Source organism: Tenacibaculum larymnensis, from assembly GCF_028829235.1.
GTDB classification, from domain to species: domain Bacteria; phylum Bacteroidota; class Bacteroidia; order Flavobacteriales; family Flavobacteriaceae; genus Polaribacter; species Polaribacter larymnensis.
In genome coordinates this window covers 14,029-30,093 of record NZ_JAIWJY010000011.1, presented here as the reverse complement: position 1 = coordinate 30,093, position 16,065 = coordinate 14,029, and the positions used below count along the sequence as shown (strand labels likewise).

General features: G+C 30.3%; 15 protein-coding genes. 9 read left to right on the top strand and 6 right to left on the bottom strand.

What is annotated here, in order from left to right; genetic code table 11:
• The first annotated feature begins 18 nt into the window (after positions 1 to 18).
• From LCI24_RS14340 to LCI24_RS14325, 4 genes are all read left to right on the top strand, one after another.
• Positions 19 to 690, top strand: coding sequence for a Crp/Fnr family transcriptional regulator (locus tag LCI24_RS14340; protein WP_274640991.1), 672 nt, complete (start codon positions 19 to 21; stop codon positions 688 to 690).
• Positions 691 to 766: 76 nt separating this feature from the next.
• Positions 767 to 1,654, top strand: coding sequence for an anti-sigma factor (locus tag LCI24_RS14335; protein ID WP_274640990.1), 888 nt, complete (start codon positions 767 to 769; stop codon positions 1,652 to 1,654).
• A gap of 112 nt (positions 1,655 to 1,766) precedes the next feature.
• Entirely contained in the window at positions 1,767 to 2,465 is a 699-nt protein-coding gene (locus LCI24_RS14330; protein WP_274640989.1) for a peptidoglycan DD-metalloendopeptidase family protein, read from the top strand.
• A 121-nt stretch (positions 2,466 to 2,586) separates the two neighbouring features.
• Entirely contained in the window at positions 2,587 to 3,060 is a 474-nt protein-coding gene (locus LCI24_RS14325; RefSeq protein ID WP_274640988.1) for a DUF6495 family protein, read from the top strand.
• Positions 3,061 to 3,077: 17 nt separating this feature from the next.
• Here LCI24_RS14325 and LCI24_RS14320 read toward each other — a convergent pair whose 3' ends face one another.
• Positions 3,078 to 3,761 carry an SIR2 family NAD-dependent protein deacylase gene (locus LCI24_RS14320; protein ID WP_274640987.1) on the bottom strand — a complete coding sequence of 228 codons (684 nt, stop codon included), beginning with the start codon at positions 3,759 to 3,761 and terminating at the stop codon, positions 3,078 to 3,080.
• 276 nt (positions 3,762 to 4,037) lie between these two features.
• Between LCI24_RS14320 and LCI24_RS14315 the strand changes: the two genes are divergently transcribed.
• Both LCI24_RS14315 and LCI24_RS14310 read left to right on the top strand, forming a co-directional pair.
• Entirely contained in the window at positions 4,038 to 4,691 is a 654-nt protein-coding gene (locus tag LCI24_RS14315; RefSeq protein WP_274640986.1) for a hypothetical protein, read from the top strand.
• A gap of 131 nt (positions 4,692 to 4,822) precedes the next feature.
• Positions 4,823 to 5,494: a TrmH family RNA methyltransferase gene (locus tag LCI24_RS14310; RefSeq protein WP_274640985.1), complete on the top strand. Its 672-nt coding sequence runs from the start codon at positions 4,823 to 4,825 to the stop codon at positions 5,492 to 5,494.
• Here the strand turns inward: LCI24_RS14310 and LCI24_RS14305 are convergent.
• The 3 genes from LCI24_RS14305 to LCI24_RS14295 form a co-directional block, all read right to left on the bottom strand.
• Complete coding sequence (locus LCI24_RS14305) at positions 5,487 to 7,814, bottom strand: type IA DNA topoisomerase (RefSeq protein ID WP_274640984.1); 2,328 nt, start codon at positions 7,812 to 7,814, stop codon at positions 5,487 to 5,489. The two genes, LCI24_RS14310 and LCI24_RS14305, sit on opposite strands and share 8 nt — an antisense overlap.
• An 86-nt stretch (positions 7,815 to 7,900) precedes the next feature.
• Positions 7,901 to 8,602 carry a LytR/AlgR family response regulator transcription factor gene (locus tag LCI24_RS14300; protein ID WP_274640983.1) on the bottom strand — a complete coding sequence of 234 codons (702 nt, stop codon included), beginning with the start codon at positions 8,600 to 8,602 and terminating at the stop codon, positions 7,901 to 7,903.
• Positions 8,599 to 9,561, bottom strand: coding sequence for a sensor histidine kinase (locus tag LCI24_RS14295; protein ID WP_274640982.1), 963 nt, complete (start codon positions 9,559 to 9,561; stop codon positions 8,599 to 8,601). Before LCI24_RS14295 ends, LCI24_RS14300 begins: the two co-directional genes overlap by 4 nt.
• A 340-nt stretch (positions 9,562 to 9,901) precedes the next feature.
• Here LCI24_RS14295 and LCI24_RS14290 point away from each other — a divergent pair, with 340 nt between their 5' ends.
• The 3 genes from LCI24_RS14290 (at position 9,902) to LCI24_RS14280 (ending at position 14,638) form a co-directional block, all read left to right on the top strand.
• The gene (locus LCI24_RS14290; RefSeq protein ID WP_274640981.1) at positions 9,902 to 12,085 is read left to right on the top strand and encodes a DUF5916 domain-containing protein; all 2,184 of its coding nucleotides are present in this window, start codon (positions 9,902 to 9,904) and stop codon (positions 12,083 to 12,085) included.
• 146 nt (positions 12,086 to 12,231) lie between these two features.
• Entirely contained in the window at positions 12,232 to 13,665 is a 1,434-nt protein-coding gene (locus LCI24_RS14285; protein ID WP_274640980.1) for an ATP-grasp domain-containing protein, read from the top strand.
• A gap of 10 nt (positions 13,666 to 13,675) precedes the next feature.
• Positions 13,676 to 14,638 (top strand): succinylglutamate desuccinylase/aspartoacylase family protein, encoded by a 963-nt coding sequence (locus LCI24_RS14280; protein ID WP_274640979.1) that lies wholly within the window; start codon positions 13,676 to 13,678, stop codon positions 14,636 to 14,638.
• 36 nt (positions 14,639 to 14,674) lie between these two features.
• On the opposite strand, the gene LCI24_RS14275 is transcribed toward LCI24_RS14280, so the two are convergent.
• Positions 14,675 to 14,866: a hypothetical protein gene (locus LCI24_RS14275; RefSeq protein ID WP_274640978.1), complete on the bottom strand. Its 192-nt coding sequence runs from the start codon at positions 14,864 to 14,866 to the stop codon at positions 14,675 to 14,677.
• Between the two features lie 90 nt (positions 14,867 to 14,956).
• The gene (locus tag LCI24_RS14270; RefSeq protein WP_274640977.1) at positions 14,957 to 16,045 is read right to left on the bottom strand and encodes an NADH:flavin oxidoreductase; all 1,089 of its coding nucleotides are present in this window, start codon (positions 16,043 to 16,045) and stop codon (positions 14,957 to 14,959) included.
• Positions 16,046 to 16,065 lie beyond the last annotated feature (20 nt).

Below are 16,065 nucleotides of genomic sequence, written 5' to 3'. Positions count from 1 at the left end.
AATTTAAAAGTAAAAACTATGAGTGCACTTTGGTACTTTGAGGATGTTAACTTGTTTAAAATATTATGTCCCCACAAATATCCTGCTTTTAAAGAAAACCACACACTGAATAAATATAAAAAGAAAGATTATATCTATTTTGAAGAAGATGCTGCAAATAAAATTTATTTAATAGATAAAGGAAAAGTAAAAATAGGGTACTACACGGAAGAAGGTGAAGAAGTAATCAAAGCAATACTAACTAAAGGAGAAATATTTGGTGAAAAAGCAATTTTAGGAGTTGAAAGACGAAATGAATTTGCTCAATCTATAGATAATGCAACAGAAATTTGTCCTGTATCTAGAGAAACCATGTATTCATTAATGAGAGATAATGTATCTGTAAGTTTTAAGATTTACAAATTTATAGGATTAAGAATAAAAAGATTAGAGAGAAGACTTCAATTATTATTATTTAAAGATACACGTACTCGCTTATTAGAGTTTTTTAAAGAGTTGTGTGAAGAATATGGACATGAATGTGAAAAGACAGGAGATCAAGTAATAGAACATCCATACACACAAAAAGATATTGCTAGCTTAATAGGAACATCAAGGCCAACATTAAATACTTTAATGAATGAGTTAAAGCAAGAAAAAGTCATTGATTTTAACAGAAAAGAAATACGATTACTTAAAAAAGTAGCGTAAGTGTAAGCTAGCTAACATTTTAATAGAAAAAGGGCAGGTAACTTTGTTTTTGTATAAATTCAAAATTACAAAAACAATGAAAAAAATACTTTTAACAATAGCAGCAGTAAGTGCGTTAACTTTTGTTGCTTGTAGCGATGATGACGATAACACACCAAAGACATCAAATTTAAGTTTAAATGTTAATGGTTTAGAAAACTTAGGGGCTGACTATGTGTATGAAGGTTGGATAATTGTTGGAGGTTCGCCAGTATCAACAGGTGTTTTTAATGTAAATGATTCAGGAGAATTATCTCAAAGTTCTTTTGTAGTAGATTCAGATATGCTATCAGCGGCATCTACCTTTGTTTTGACAATTGAACCAACGAACGATCCAGACCCAGCGCCATCAAGTACTAAAATTTTAGCAGGAGATTTTTCAGGTAATAGTGCTTCTATAAACTCTAATATTGTTGGAGATTTTAGTAGTTCTTGGGGGAAATTCATTTTAGCTACACCAACAGATGGAGAAAACACAAACGAAAGAAGTGGTGTTTGGTTTTTAGAACCAGGAATGCCACCACAAGTAGGTTTAGGATTACCAGAATTAGATGAAGGATGGAAGTATGAAGGATGGGCTGTGATAAATGGAGTACCAGTTACTACAGGTAAATTCACAAAACTTGCTGCAACAGATGAGTTTGATGGCTTTAGTGGGGCTATGGATTTACCAGCACCAAATGGGGCTGATGGATTTTTTCCAGGAGAAGATTTCTTAGTAAATGCTCCAGACGGAGTAACTTTTCCAACTGATTTAAGAGGTTCAACTATTGTAATTACAGTAGAACCAAATCCAGACAATAGTCCAGCACCTTTTACTCTTAAACCATTAGCTAAAAAAGTAGCTGACGATGCTCAAGATCATGTTGCTATAGATTTAGGAGTTGGACCATTGGTAACTATTACAGGAACCGTTTCAAGATAACAGAAAACTGTATCATAGCGTTTAAAATTAATTAATACGCTTAATTCCCCTTATATTTTAAGAGTAATCAATTATTTTTGGTTACTCTTATTTTATATATAAAATTCATTTTATGAAAGACTTTTTAAATAATATATCTCAAAAACCATTGCATGTAGTTGATACGAGTATACCTTTTAGCGAATACATTCCAATTTCAATAGCAGCATCTAACGAAGAATTAAGTTTTGATGTTTCTTCATCAAAAGAATGGGAGGCTTATTTAGAAAATTATTTTTCAAAACATAAAAAAAAAGTTGCTTTTGGAGGATATTTGGAAGTAAGAGATATTTATAGTAGAAGTGAGCATTTTAATAAACTATCAGAAGAAAACCAACGAAATATTCATTTGGGAATTGATTTGTGGTGTGATGCAGGTACAGATATTTTAGCTGTATTAGATGGGGAAATTCATAGTTTTAAAAACAATTTAAACTATGGAGATTACGGGCCAACAATTATTGTAAAACATTCAATAGAAGGAAATGAGTTTTATTCATTATACGGTCATTTATCATTAGAATCTTTAGAAGACTTATCAGTTGGAACAAAGGTTAAAAAAGGGGAGAAGATAGGAACTTTAGGAGATAGTTCTGTAAATGGAGATTATGCTCCTCACTTACATTTTCAGATAATGATAGATATTGAAGATTATAAAGGAGATTATCCAGGTGTTTCTTCAAAAAAAAGCCTAGGTTTTTACAAGGAAAATTGTCCTAACCCTAATTTATTACTAAAATTGCCAAATGAAACAAACATTAATAAATTTTAAAAATTTCTTTATAAAAGATTTTCTTTAAAGTTTTTAATGAGAGAACGACTGGAGCGAGTGGTTGCAAACGTTCTTAATTTTATAATTATAATAAATCAATAAACAAAAAAACTTAAAACGTTTGAAATATAGACAACTTACAAAAGAACAGTTTGAAGGATTACATGAAGAGTTTGCTCGATTTTTGGCATCACAAAACATAGATAAAAAAGAATGGGATGAACTAAAAAAAGAGAAACCACAAGTAGCAGAAGATGAAATGAATGTATTTAGTGATGTCGTTTGGGATGATGTATTGACCAGAACAGCGTACTTAGAACATTTTTCTCCAAACTTAGTAAACCTGTTTAAATGTGAAGAAAAGGAAATACATCGTATTGTAATAAAAATAGAAAAAGACATTAATGTTTTGGAGCAAGAAGGGTTTGAGTGGTTACTAAAAAACCCAAATGATGAAGCAATTGAGTTTTTAAGAGGCTCAAAAGCATATCAAGAAGAAAGAAATGTTGAACTTTTTGATTTGATTGAAAAAGGAAGTAACATCTCTAAAGGAGAATTGTATGAGTATTTTGATCGATTAACATCAAATTCATAAAACTTAGATGCTAAGCTTTATTTTAGCATAGTAATTAATTTATCAGTACCAGAACTAGCAACGTCTTCAATAATAGTTAAGTTATTGAAGGCGTTTTTATTTACAGCAGGTTTAGGATCTATAAAATATATAGGTGTATTATGCTGTACATAATTAACCAAACTAGCAGCAGGATATACTTGCATAGAAGTTCCTATAATAATTAAAATATCTGCTTGTAAAGTAATTTCTGCAGCTTTTTCCAAAAGAGGAACATCTTCACCAAACCAAACAATATGAGGGCGTAATTGAGCATTTTCTTCGCATACATCACCTATAACAATATCTTTATTCCAATCATAAACAAGATATTTGTTTTTGGTACTACGAGCTTTTAATAGTTCACCATGTAGATGTATTACATTTTTGTTTCCAGCTCTTTCATGTAAATCATCTACGTTTTGAGTAATAATATCAACTTCAAAATCATTCTCTAAAGAAACTAAATTGTGATGTGCTTTATTAGGAGAAACTTCTAAGAGTTGTCTTCTACGTTGATTGTAAAAATCCAACACCAATTCAGGATTAGCATGAAACCCTTGTGGAGAAGCCACTTCATAAATATCATGACCTTCCCATAAGCCATCAGCATCTCTAAAAGTTTTTATACCACTTTCAGCACTAATACCAGCACCTGTTAATACAACCAAACGTTTTTTCATAGATAAAAAATAAAGTTTTAAAAATAGAAAAATTTATTAAGCATATTACTTGATTAATTAGGATTTGTAGACCTTCTTTTCAAAAGCGATAATATAAATAGTTTTTATATTTTTTTTGTTTTGCATACCTGTTTATGTATTTGAAACCCTAAAAAGATAATTTTCCAGTACTTAAGTAAACTCCGAGAGAAAATTACTCTAGCTTTTCTAAGAATTTAGTAACTTTATCTGTAAGCATAAAAAGACCTAAAAAGAAGATAACATAAATTAGTAAAAATGAAATTATCCATAAAGTTAATTATATTACTATCGATTGCAGTTGTCGCACTTAATAGTTGTACAACAACTCAATTAGTTGAAGATTGGAAAAACCCAGAAATAGATTCGCTATCATTAACCAAAGTGTTAATTATTGGTATGACTCCAAATTTAGAGGCTAGAGATAAGTTCGAAGAATTACTAAAAAAGGAGTTTGAATCTAGGGATATTGCAGCTGTACCAAGTTTAGATATTTTTGAGCCAAAATTTAGAATGGAAGGAAAAACAGATGAAGAATTAAAACATATAGAAAATGTTTTAACAGCAAACTTTTATGATGCAGTACTTTATACTAAGGTGGTAGGTGTAGAAGATAGAAAAATCTTCTCAGAAAAATATAAAGAAAAAAAATACCTAGATGTAAAGTTCAAGGAAGATTATTATAATCACCGAGAAATTCTAGAAGACCCAAATTACTATGAAAAGTATAAAATATACAAAGCTGAAACCTCTTTATATTGTATTTGTCCTACAAAAGAACGAGAGTTAATTTGGAAGGGATATATAGATATTATTGATCCTAAGTCTATAGAAGAAACTGTAAATGACTATGTTAATTTATTGATTCTTGCCCTAGAAGAAAGACAACTTATTAGTAAAAAATTAAATTAGGGTTTTATTTTCTCTTTGAGTACTTGTTATACCATTTTAATTTAGTAGTGAATAGAGTTAACTACATTTATTAAAAAAGAACGAGTTGTTTAAGCATAAGATAAAATAGGAAAAAACACTATGTTTGTTGTATGATTGATGAAGGATTATTAGCCTATTTAGAAGGTTACATTACTGAAAAAAGGAAAGATACATTTCACAAAGTTTTGAATGAAAGAACACGCTATTTTACGGTAGTGTTAGAAGACATTTATCAGCCACATAATGCAAGTGCAGTGGTAAGAAGTTGTGATATATTTGGTATACAAGATGTATATGCCATAGAAAATAAGTTCACAAACAAAGTATCAAGACATGTAGCTAAAGGAAGTCAAAAATGGTTAGACATTCATAGATATAAAGAAGACGGAGACAATACAAAAGCTTGTTTGGAAGATTTACGAGCAAAAGGGTATCAAATTATAGGTACCACACCACATACAGATTCGTGTATATTACCTGATTTTGATGTCACAAAAAAATCAGCATTTGTTTTTGGTGCTGAAAAAGATGGAATTTCGGATTACATAAAACAAGAAGCAGATGGGTTTTTAAAAATTCCAATGGTTGGTTTTACCGAAAGCTTAAATATCTCAGTAGCAGCAGCAATCACACTACAAGATGTAACTACCCGATTAAAAAGAACAAATTTAGATTGGCAGCTATCAGAAGAAGAAAAGAAGATACTCTACTTTAAATGGATAAAAAACACCATTAAAAACCCAGAGAAATTAATAGAATACTATTATAAAGAGCTTACTTAGAAGTCAATATTTTATATACTAACTCTTTGGTTAACGGTTGTCCGTTAGCCATTTTTTTGATGTTTTCAAAAGTAAACACAAAATCACAACCGTTTTTATACTCAGAACATCCGTAGGCAGACTTTCCTTTTAAAACAGTTCCTTTGCTACATTTAGGACAAGTTATTTTTTCACTGTCATTACGAGGAGTTTGCGACGAAGTAATTTTTTCATTTGTAACAACTCCTTTTTTAGGTTCAAATTTTAAATTGAAATTATCATCAAAACGAACTAAACCTTCTACTTTTTTATCTTCTTGTTTGAATCCTTTTAAGTTAGTAGTACAACCTTTGTCAAGCAAACGAATTAGTTGATTTTCGGATATTTTTTTATCCATAAACTCAAAAGCTAAGGTAAAATCACAACCATTTTTATAAGCAGAACAGCCATAAGCAGCACTTCCTTTTAATAATTGCCCTTTTTTGCATTTTGGACATTCTTTACCAACGACGGTTTTCTTTTTAGAAGTTGTTTTTTTAGGTGGTTGTTTTGTTTTTTGGGCTTCGTAAGAAATTCGTTTGGTTTTAGAGCTTGAACGAACTTCGTAGACTAAATCGTCTACCATTTTTTTCATTTGGTTGATAAATGTAGCAGCGTGGTATTCACCACGTTCAATTTCCTTCAAACGTTTTTCCCAGAGTCCTGTTAATTCAGCAGATTTTAAAAGTTCGTTGTCAATTAAATCAATCAAGTCAATACCTGTTTGGGTAGGAATAATTAATTTTTTTTGACGCTCAATGTATTTTCTTCTAAATAAAGTTTCAATAATACTCGCACGTGTAGATGGTCGTCCAATACCATTTTCTTTCATTAATTCACGCATTTCATCATCATCTACTTGCTTCCCTGCAGTTTCCATGGCACGTAATAAGCTCGCTTCGGTATAATTTCTAGGAGGCTTTGTTTCCTTTTCTAAAAATGAAGGTTCGTGCGGGCCTTTTTCTCCTTTTTCAAAGGTGGGAAGTACATCTTTTTCTTCTGTTTTTTTAGCATCGCTTCCGTATTCAAAAACAGCTCGCCAACCTTTGGTAAGTATTTCTTTTCCTGAAGTTCTAAAAGGCACTTTATCTGCTTCCCCTTTAACTTCAGTCTTAGAAATATCACTATCGGGATAAAACACGGCAATAAATCGTTTTACAATAATATCATATACTTGTTGCTGATTGTATTGCAGGTTTATTTCTATTCCTGTAGGGATAATCGCATGGTGATCGGTAACTTTTTTATCATTAAAAACTTTACTCGATTTACGTATTTTCTTTCCTAATAGAGGTTGTGTTAATGAAGCATATTGTTTTAACCCTTTTAAAATATTAGGAACTTTAGGATAAATATCATTCGGTAAAAAAGTAGTATCTACTCTAGGATAGGTAACTACTTTCATTTCATATAATTTTTGAACAATTTTTAAGGTTTCATCTGCAGAAAAGCCAAATTTGTTGTTACAATATACTTGTAAGCCTGTTAAATCGAAAAGTTTAGGTGCGTATTCTTTCCCTTTTTTCTTTGTAACAGAAGTTATTTCAAAATCACTTTCTTTTACTTTATCAGCAAAAGCTTGTCCGTCTTCTTTCTTTAAAAAACGACCCTCTTCACAACTAAATAAGGTTTCACGATATTGAGTTTGTAATTCCCAATACGGTTCAGGTTTAAAATTCTGAATTTCTTTATAACGATCAACCAACATAGCTAGGGTAGGAGTTTGTACTCTACCAATAGATAAGACTTGTTTGTAACCACCAAATTTTACAGTGTACAAGCGGGTAGCATTTAACCCTAACAACCAATCACCTATAGCACGAGAAAACCCCGCATAATATAAATTGTTGTAGTCGTCGTTGTCTTTTAGGTTTTCAAAACCTTCTTTAATAGCTTCTTCTGTTAAGGAAGAAATCCATAATCGTTGGATCTTACCCTTATAGTTAGCTTGATTAATAACCCAACGTTGAATGAGCTCTCCTTCTTGCCCAGCATCCCCACAGTTGATAACTACATCGGCTTTTTCAAATAATGATTTTACAATCTTAAACTGTTTTTGAATACCACTGTCATTAGTAATTTTTGTGTCAAAACGATCAGGAAGCATGGGTAAATTGTTCAAATCCCAACTTTTCCAGTGTGGTTTGTAATCTTTTGGTTCTAAAAGTGTGCATAAATGACCGAATGTATAGGTAACAGCATAGCCATTACCTTCGAAATATCCATCTCGTTTGGTATTGGCTCCTAAGATATTAGCAATCTCACGTGCTACACTAGGTTTCTCGGCGATACAAACTTTCATAAAAATGATTTAGAAGGTCGAAATTACTAAATTATTTGTGAATGTTAAACGATGTTCTTAGATGAAGTTTTAATAAATGTAATTAGTTATGAATCAATAAAAGTTAGGTTACTTCTATAGTTTTCACCGATAGGGATTTCAATTTTTCCTATCTCAATATCATTTTTAGTATATGCAGTAATTTTATCAATGTTAACAATATATGAGCGATGTATTCTTATAAATCGTTGATCTAACTTTTCTTCAAAAGCAGTTATACTAGATTTGGTAACATGTTTTTCTTTTTCTAAATGTATTTTAATGTAGTCTTTTAGACTTTCTATATATAAAATAGAGTCTAAATGTACTTTTACTTGTTTTCTGTCTTTTCTAATATAAATAAAAGAGTTGTTGTTATGATTAGAAACTATTAAAGGGTTGACAATGTTTTCTTTTTGTGAAACTTTAAATTTTTGTATGGCACTAAAAAAGCGTTGAAAAGTTATAGGCTTTAAAATATAATCGACTGCATTTAATTCAAATCCTTCAACAGCATAATCTCTATAGGCTGTGGTAAAAATAACTTTGGGTTTGTTTACTAAGTTTTTAAAAAAATCAGTACCCTTTAAAACGGGCATTTCAATATCTAAAAACAATAAATCAATAGTTTCTTTTTGAAGTATGTTACTAGCTTCAATAGCGCTACTGCAAGAAGCAATTAGCTCAAAATCTTCTAATTGAGATAAATGTGTTTTTATAAGACCTCTAGCTAATTTTTCATCATCAACTATTAAACATTTGTATGTCATTTTATAGGTAATTTTAAGTCCAAGTTAAAACTATTAGAATCTTCCTTAATATGTAAAGAATAGTTATTATGGTATAATAATTCCAATTGCTTTTTTACGTTGTTTAAGCCAATACTTTTTTTATTTGTAGCTATACTATTTTTTGCCTTTGAATTCATAATATTGAACTTTATAAATTCTTCTTCAACAGACATATTTATATGTATAAAAGCTTTTTTTAATTCTTGAGAAACCCCGTGCTTAAAGGCATTTTCTATAAATGTCAGGAGTATTAAAGGAGCAATTTTAACATCGGTTTTTATTTCCTTATCAAACTTAATATCCACACGCTCATCATACCTAACTTTTTCTAAAGCGAGATAGTTTTCTATTAGTTCAATTTCTTTTTTTAGCGAAACGTATTTGTCATTACATCCATACAACATATAGTCTAACATTTCCGAGAGTTTTGCAATCACCTCAGGAGCTTCGTCAGACTTTTCTATAGATAAAGCATATAAGTTATTTAAAGTATTGAATAAAAAATGCGGATTTAATTGATGTTTTAAAACAGATAGTTCTGTATACATTTTTTGCTCATTAAGTTGTAAGTAGGCTTGTTGGTCTTTGTAAAACTTAGCTATAACTAATAATATAGTGGGAGTTAAGATTATTGTTGATTTTCCTAAAAATACTCGAAGATCTAATAGCTTTTCCCAAAACATTTTATTAGAATCATATACACTGTTATTACTAGACTTAAAATATTTTGGAATGTGATAATATTCGTGAAACCCAACAAAAATTATAAACACACCAACTAATAAAAGCAAAAGGTATATTGTAAATAAAATATTTTTTTTAGGGATTAAAAACTTAGGAACTAAAAAATTAAGACAAGCATAAGCTACTATAAACTGACAAAAAACATAAATAGCATAGTGTTCTAAAACTTCAAGATACCCGCTATAATAATTCATATTTACAGTGCCAATAAAATAGACGTACACTCCCAACCAAAACAAAACTTGTTTTACTATAGGAGCCTTAAAAAATCGTACTATGTTTTTTAAAATATGCATGTGCGCGCTAAAATACAATTTTAAAGAAGAGACAAATTAAAAATAGCTTAAAGCTAATTTTTTGTAGCTAGAAATAAAGAAATGATAGACTAAACTTAGTTTCTTCCAAACATAACTTTCCAACTGTAAAAGCAACTCGTTAGTCTATTTTTTAAAAAGTAGGTATATCTCCATAATAGTTTTGTTTACTAAATGTGCTTAAAGATGATAGCACTTTGTTAATTTTTAATTTAAGTAAATGAAGAAAGTTGTATTTTTTTTAATGTTATTTTTTGAGGTGTTTTATATTCAGGCTCAGTCGGAGGTAGAAGCAAGTAAAATAATTTTCAGCGATACTAATATTCAATTAGACGGAAAATTAAATGAACCTATATGGGGCAAATTAACTCCGGAAAGAGAATTTATTAATTATATACCTAATAATGGAGATTTAGCTTCTAACAAAACTGAGGTAAAAATGTTTCATAATGGTAAAAAATTATACATAAGTGCTGTGTACCAAGATACAACAGATGTTGTTCAAATAGGTTCTTTAAAAAGGGATGATATTGGAACTTCAGGAGCAGATAGTGACTCTTTTGCTATAATTCTTGATACCTACAACCAACAACAATCAGGTTATTTTTTTATTGTTAATATGGGAGGTGCTTTAGTAGATGCATTAGTATCTAGAAATGGCGATGGTTTTAAAGTAAGCACTAGTTGGAATACTGTGTGGAATGCTAGAACTTCAGTAAAAGGAAATTTAAAAATATTTGAAATAGAAATTCCCTTAAAGGCGCTAGGTTACAAGGTTGACTCTGCTGAATGGGGAGTAATGTTTCATACAAGAAACATTAAATTAAATGAGTGGACAACTAGCACTTTAATAGATCGTAATTATAAACAATTCGATTTACGATTTGCCAAAGTATTCGAAGTAGAAAATTTGTCAAAGAATAAGTCATCGAAATTCGTTGTAACCCCATCTGTAATAACGAACTATTCTGAAGATGTAATCAATGATGTTGAAGATACTATGGTAAAACCAAGTATAGATATACAATTTAATATAAGTTCTTCTTTAAAGTTAGACGCTACTATAAACCCTGACTTTTCGCAAATAGATGTAGACAGACAAGTTACAAACTTAAGTAGGTTCTCTATATTTTTTCCTGAACGACGTAACTTCTTTTTAGAAAATAGTGATTTGTTTACAAGTCTAGGGGTAAGTGGAGTAAATCCTTTCTATTCAAGGCGTATTGGTGTGGATAGTGAAATATCTTTTGGGTTAAAATTATCTGGAAATATTACTAAAAAAACACGACTAGGAATACTTAATGTTGCCACAAAAGCTAAAAGTGATAATCCTGCTCAGAATTATGGAGCCTTTGTAGTACAACAACAACTTTCCAAACTTTTTACAGCAACTGGATACTTAATTAATAGGCAAGAAACTGATGGTCTTTCTTTTATGGATGATTATAATAGAATTACTGGAGTTAACCTAAACTATCAATCAAAAAATAATAAATGGACAGGGTTAGCAAATTTTGCGAGTAGTTCAACAAGTAATGTTTCTGGAAAAAATAAATTTTACAATGCAGAAGTTTGGTACAATAATATAAATGTCTCTGGTTATGCCGGAATAAGAAAAGTTGAAAAAAATTATATTACTGATGTTGGTTTTGTGCCACGTTTATATAACCATGATGCTATTTTAAATGAAGTTATACGTCAAGGATATACTCAGATAAGTGGTCGTATTAGTTTAACCAAATTTTATAAAAATTCTAAAACCTTCGATAATCATCGTTATTTAAACTTGTCTAATGATACCTATTGGGATGATCAAGGAAATGTTAGTCAGTCGACTACAGTATTAAATAATGATTTAGTATTTAAAGATCAATCGTTTTTGTATGGTGGATTTCGTCATGAATATGTAAACCTAAAATATGCATTTGACCCTTTAAATAAAGGAAAAGCTATAACAGCAGGAAAGTATAAGTATTTCGATGCAGGTTTTGGGTATGCTTCAGCCGATAATAAAAAGTTTCAATACAGCGGTAATATTAGTTATGGGAGTTATTATAGTGGTTATAAAAACGGTGTTAGCGTAAATGCTCAATATAGATTAATGCCCTTAGCACGTTTGCAAGTTCTATATGAAAGAAATAGAATAAATTTAAAAGAACAAGGAAGAGAAACCTTTCATTTAGCACGTTTTACAGGAGAAATATTCTTTTCTAACCGATTAAATTGGACTACTTATGTACAGTATAATACTCAGTTTGATAACTTTAATATTAATAGTCGTTTACAATGGGAATATAAACCGCTATCGTACATATATGTAGTTGTTTCGGATAATTATAATCAAGATATATCACGTAAAAACTGGGGGATAGCTTTAAAATCAAACTATAGATTCGATTTTTAAGAAGACATAGAAGGAATTAGTAAAATTCAATTGAAAATATGTTTATAATTTAATGCGAACAAAGGTTAGGAGGTTTATTTTTTTATTATTTTTAATTATGTAGAAATAATCATTTATAAGAGATAATAAATTTATAAAAACGAATAATGAAAACTATAGAGCTTATAAAACCTAATACATTTAATAACGAGAATCATTGGTACCCTAAAGTATTGAACGCCACAATTCATCCAATGGTAAACTTTTTTTTAAATCTTGATAAGGAGAGAATTATTGCTAGGTACTGCCATTTACACCCTAAAGTAAATGCTGATAAGCTTAGAGAAATTTTGTCGTATGAATGTAAGTACTTTTTATGGGGAGGAGCAGATTTGATAAACTCAACATCAGCAGATGGAGATAAAAACATGGTTATTATTGAGAACAACTCATGTCCATCAGGTCAAAAGTCAATGCCATTACTAGACGATAATAAAGAAGACGGAGTATATCGCTTATTAATTGAAAGAACTTTTAAGCCTATTTTAGAGAAAAAACGAAAACTTGTTAAAGATGGTAGGTTAGCAGTACTTTACGATAAAAATTATATGGAAACATCAGGTTATGCAGCAGTTATAGCAGATGTTTTTAAAGAAGATGTTTTTCTAGTACCATATTATTCAAACAAAGATAACAGTCATATAAAGATAGAAAATGAAATTTTCTACCTTAAACAAGATGAAGAATGGATTCCGTTGCGAGGTATTTTTAGATATGTAACTCAAAAACCATGGAATAGATTTCCTATTAATAGTAAAACAAAAATTTTAAACCCGATCATTACCTGTTTAGCTGGTGGAAGAAATAAAATGGTCGCAGCCAAAGCATATGATATTTACAATACCGAGTTAGAAGAATACGGAATGAAAATAAACATACCAGATACTATTTGGGATGTAAGCAAGAATGAAATACCGTTATGGGTGAAAAAAATGGGTGGACAAGCTGTTGTAAAGATACCTTATAGCAATGCAGGACAAGGGGTTTATACGATTGTTAATGAACAAGAACTAGAAGAGTTTATGAAGTTAGAAATCGAGTATGAACGTTTTATAGTACAAAGTTTAATAGGTAATTATAATTGGAGTTCAGTTAGTACCAAAGGGAAATATTACCATGTTGGTACAATGCCAAATGCTAAAGGAGAAACGTTTGTGTCTGACATTCGCATGATGATTAGTAGTACTAAAGATGGAATAAAACCATTGTGTATGTATTCGAGAAGAGCATTGTTACCTTTGGTAAACGATTTAGAAAGTAGTAAAGATTCTTGGCAAATGTTAGGAACCAATTTATCAGTTAAGTTAGGGGAAAATGAATGGACATCTGACACTAATCGTTTGTTAATAATGGATAGAAGAGATTATAACAAACTAGGTTTAGGAATAGATGATTTAATAGAAACTTTTATACAAACAGTACTTTCCACCATTGCTATCGATAAAATGTGTATTAGCTTAATAAACTCAAATAAAAAGTTTAAAAAGAAACTATTTACTTCATTAAACAACGATAGTACGCTGTTAAACGAACTATATTAAATGTATGAATATGGGACACCAAATTGAATATATTACAGAGTTTGATGTAAATCAAACTCCTAAAAACTCTATAAAAAACTATTGGTTAAAGGTTACTTCCAATGCAATGGGAATACCTACATGTATTCCTGTTATAGTTGCTAGAGGAAAAGAAGACGGTATAGTATTAGGGCTTACAGCAGCGGTTCATGGAAATGAATTGAACGGAATATCAGTTATCCAGCGATTGTTTAAAGATTTAGATACAGAAAATTTAAAAGGAACAATCGTAGGAATTCCAGTGGTTAATGTACCTTCATTTGTTCGAGGAACAAGAGTTTTTAGTGATGGAGTTGATATTAACAGAATTATGCCAGGAAAAGATAATGGAAATACAAGTGAAGTATATGCCAATCGTTTTTTGAATTTGGTAGTAAAGAAATTCGATTATTTATTGGATTTACATACAGCTAGTTTTGGTAGAGTGAATTCATTTTACATTAGAAGTGATATGAATAATAAAGTAACTAAAAAACTAGCCTTATTACAAGATGCTGAAATTATAGTACATACACCTCCGTCAGATGGTACTTTAAGAGGAGCAGCTGAAGAATTAGGAATTCCGTCTATTACTATTGAAGTAGGTAATCCGCATAGTTTTCAAAAGAAAATTATTAAAAGCGGAGTAGCAGGAGTACACAATGTATTAGCATATTTAGGAATTACTGATGATGAATATGAAACCTCTAAGAGAAATACAGTAGTTTGTGAAAAATCCTATTGGTTATATACACAAGAAGGAGGCTTACTCACTGTTCATGTTGATTTAAGAGATATTGTAGAAGAAGGAGACCATATTGCCACACTACGAGATGTGTTTGGTAATAGAATTAAGAAATATTACGCTCCAGAAAGAGGAATTGTAGTAGGGAAGAGTGTAAACCCTGTAAATCAATCGGGTGGACGTATAATTCATCTAGGAATTATAAAATAAAAGACTGTTTTTTAACAGTCTTTTATTTTTAAGATTTTAACTAGCCTTTACCAATGTTTTATTCCTAAACACAATAGCTGTAATTAGTAAACCGATTCCCACACCAAAACTTAAACCTTGCATTAAGTCTGATACTTTTAAATAATGAGTAAGTATTTGAGAAGCGGCAATGGTTAAAATCCCTATTGATAATAACATCAAAGGTTTTTTACGATATAAATTTTTCATAGTAAAACTGTTTTATACTGTATTAGTAGAGAAACAATGTAATTTGTTACATAAAAACTCAAATAAATTTTAAAAATTAATAAAGTCTTTTTAAGAAGCTTCGTCTTTAACAAAGTTAGGCCACCTACGCATATAATTTATAAACGTATCACTTAATCCTTCATTAATTAAGTAGTCTTTTGAAACAGGTGTTTCAATGCTTTTAAAAGAGGAGTCTTTAATAACTTGTAGAGGAAAGTCATGGTGTAAAATTCCAGATCGTCCGATGCAAACAAAATCAATCCCAGTATTTAATATTTTAGTAACATCTTCACCGCTATTAATTTTTCCAGCAACGGTTACAAGAACATTTTTGTAATCTAATTCAGTAAAATGTTCTAACAAGGTTTTATTTTGAAAATCTTTTTGTTCAGGATATTTAAAAACATCCCATAGAGAGAGATCAATAAAGTCTATTTTATTTTCAGTTACTAACCGTTTACATATTTCCTTTATTTCAAGAATATCCATACCAAATCTTTCAGGAGAAAGTCGAACCCCTATTAAAAAATCAGCACCGCAGGTACTTCTTATCTCATTAATAATCTCAAATAAAAGGCGCGATCTATTGACTAAACTTCCACCATATTGATCGGTTCTTTTGTTAATTTCACTACTTAAAAATTGAGTTAAAATATATCCGTGAGCTCCATGGACTTCAACACCATCATAACCACATTTTTTAGCTCTATTAGCTGCTTTAACAAAATTGTTTTTAAGTTCATAAATTTCATCTAATGATAATTCACGAGCATTGTGTTTTTCGTTTTTTGAAGGACAAACAGGTAGACCATCAATCAATTCTGATGGTGATCGCATACCTGCGTGGTGTAATTGAATTACGGCTAAGCTACCATAAGACTTAATACTTTTTGCGAGTTTAGTATGTCCTGGAATTTGTTCGTCAGAAAAAATACCTAATTGTCCTGGGAAACCTTTACCGTTTTCTTGTACATGAGAAGCACACGTCATTACCATTCCAAATTGTCCTTCAGCTCTCATTGTTAGCCAATGAAACTCCTCATCAGAAAGTTGCCCGTTTTCAAAACTTTGTGTATTGGTCATTGGTGCAAGCATGAATTTATTTTTCATTGTGGCACCACAAGAAAATAGTAAGGGTGTATTTGAGTTGGTTTTCATATTATGATTTATTTTTAAGA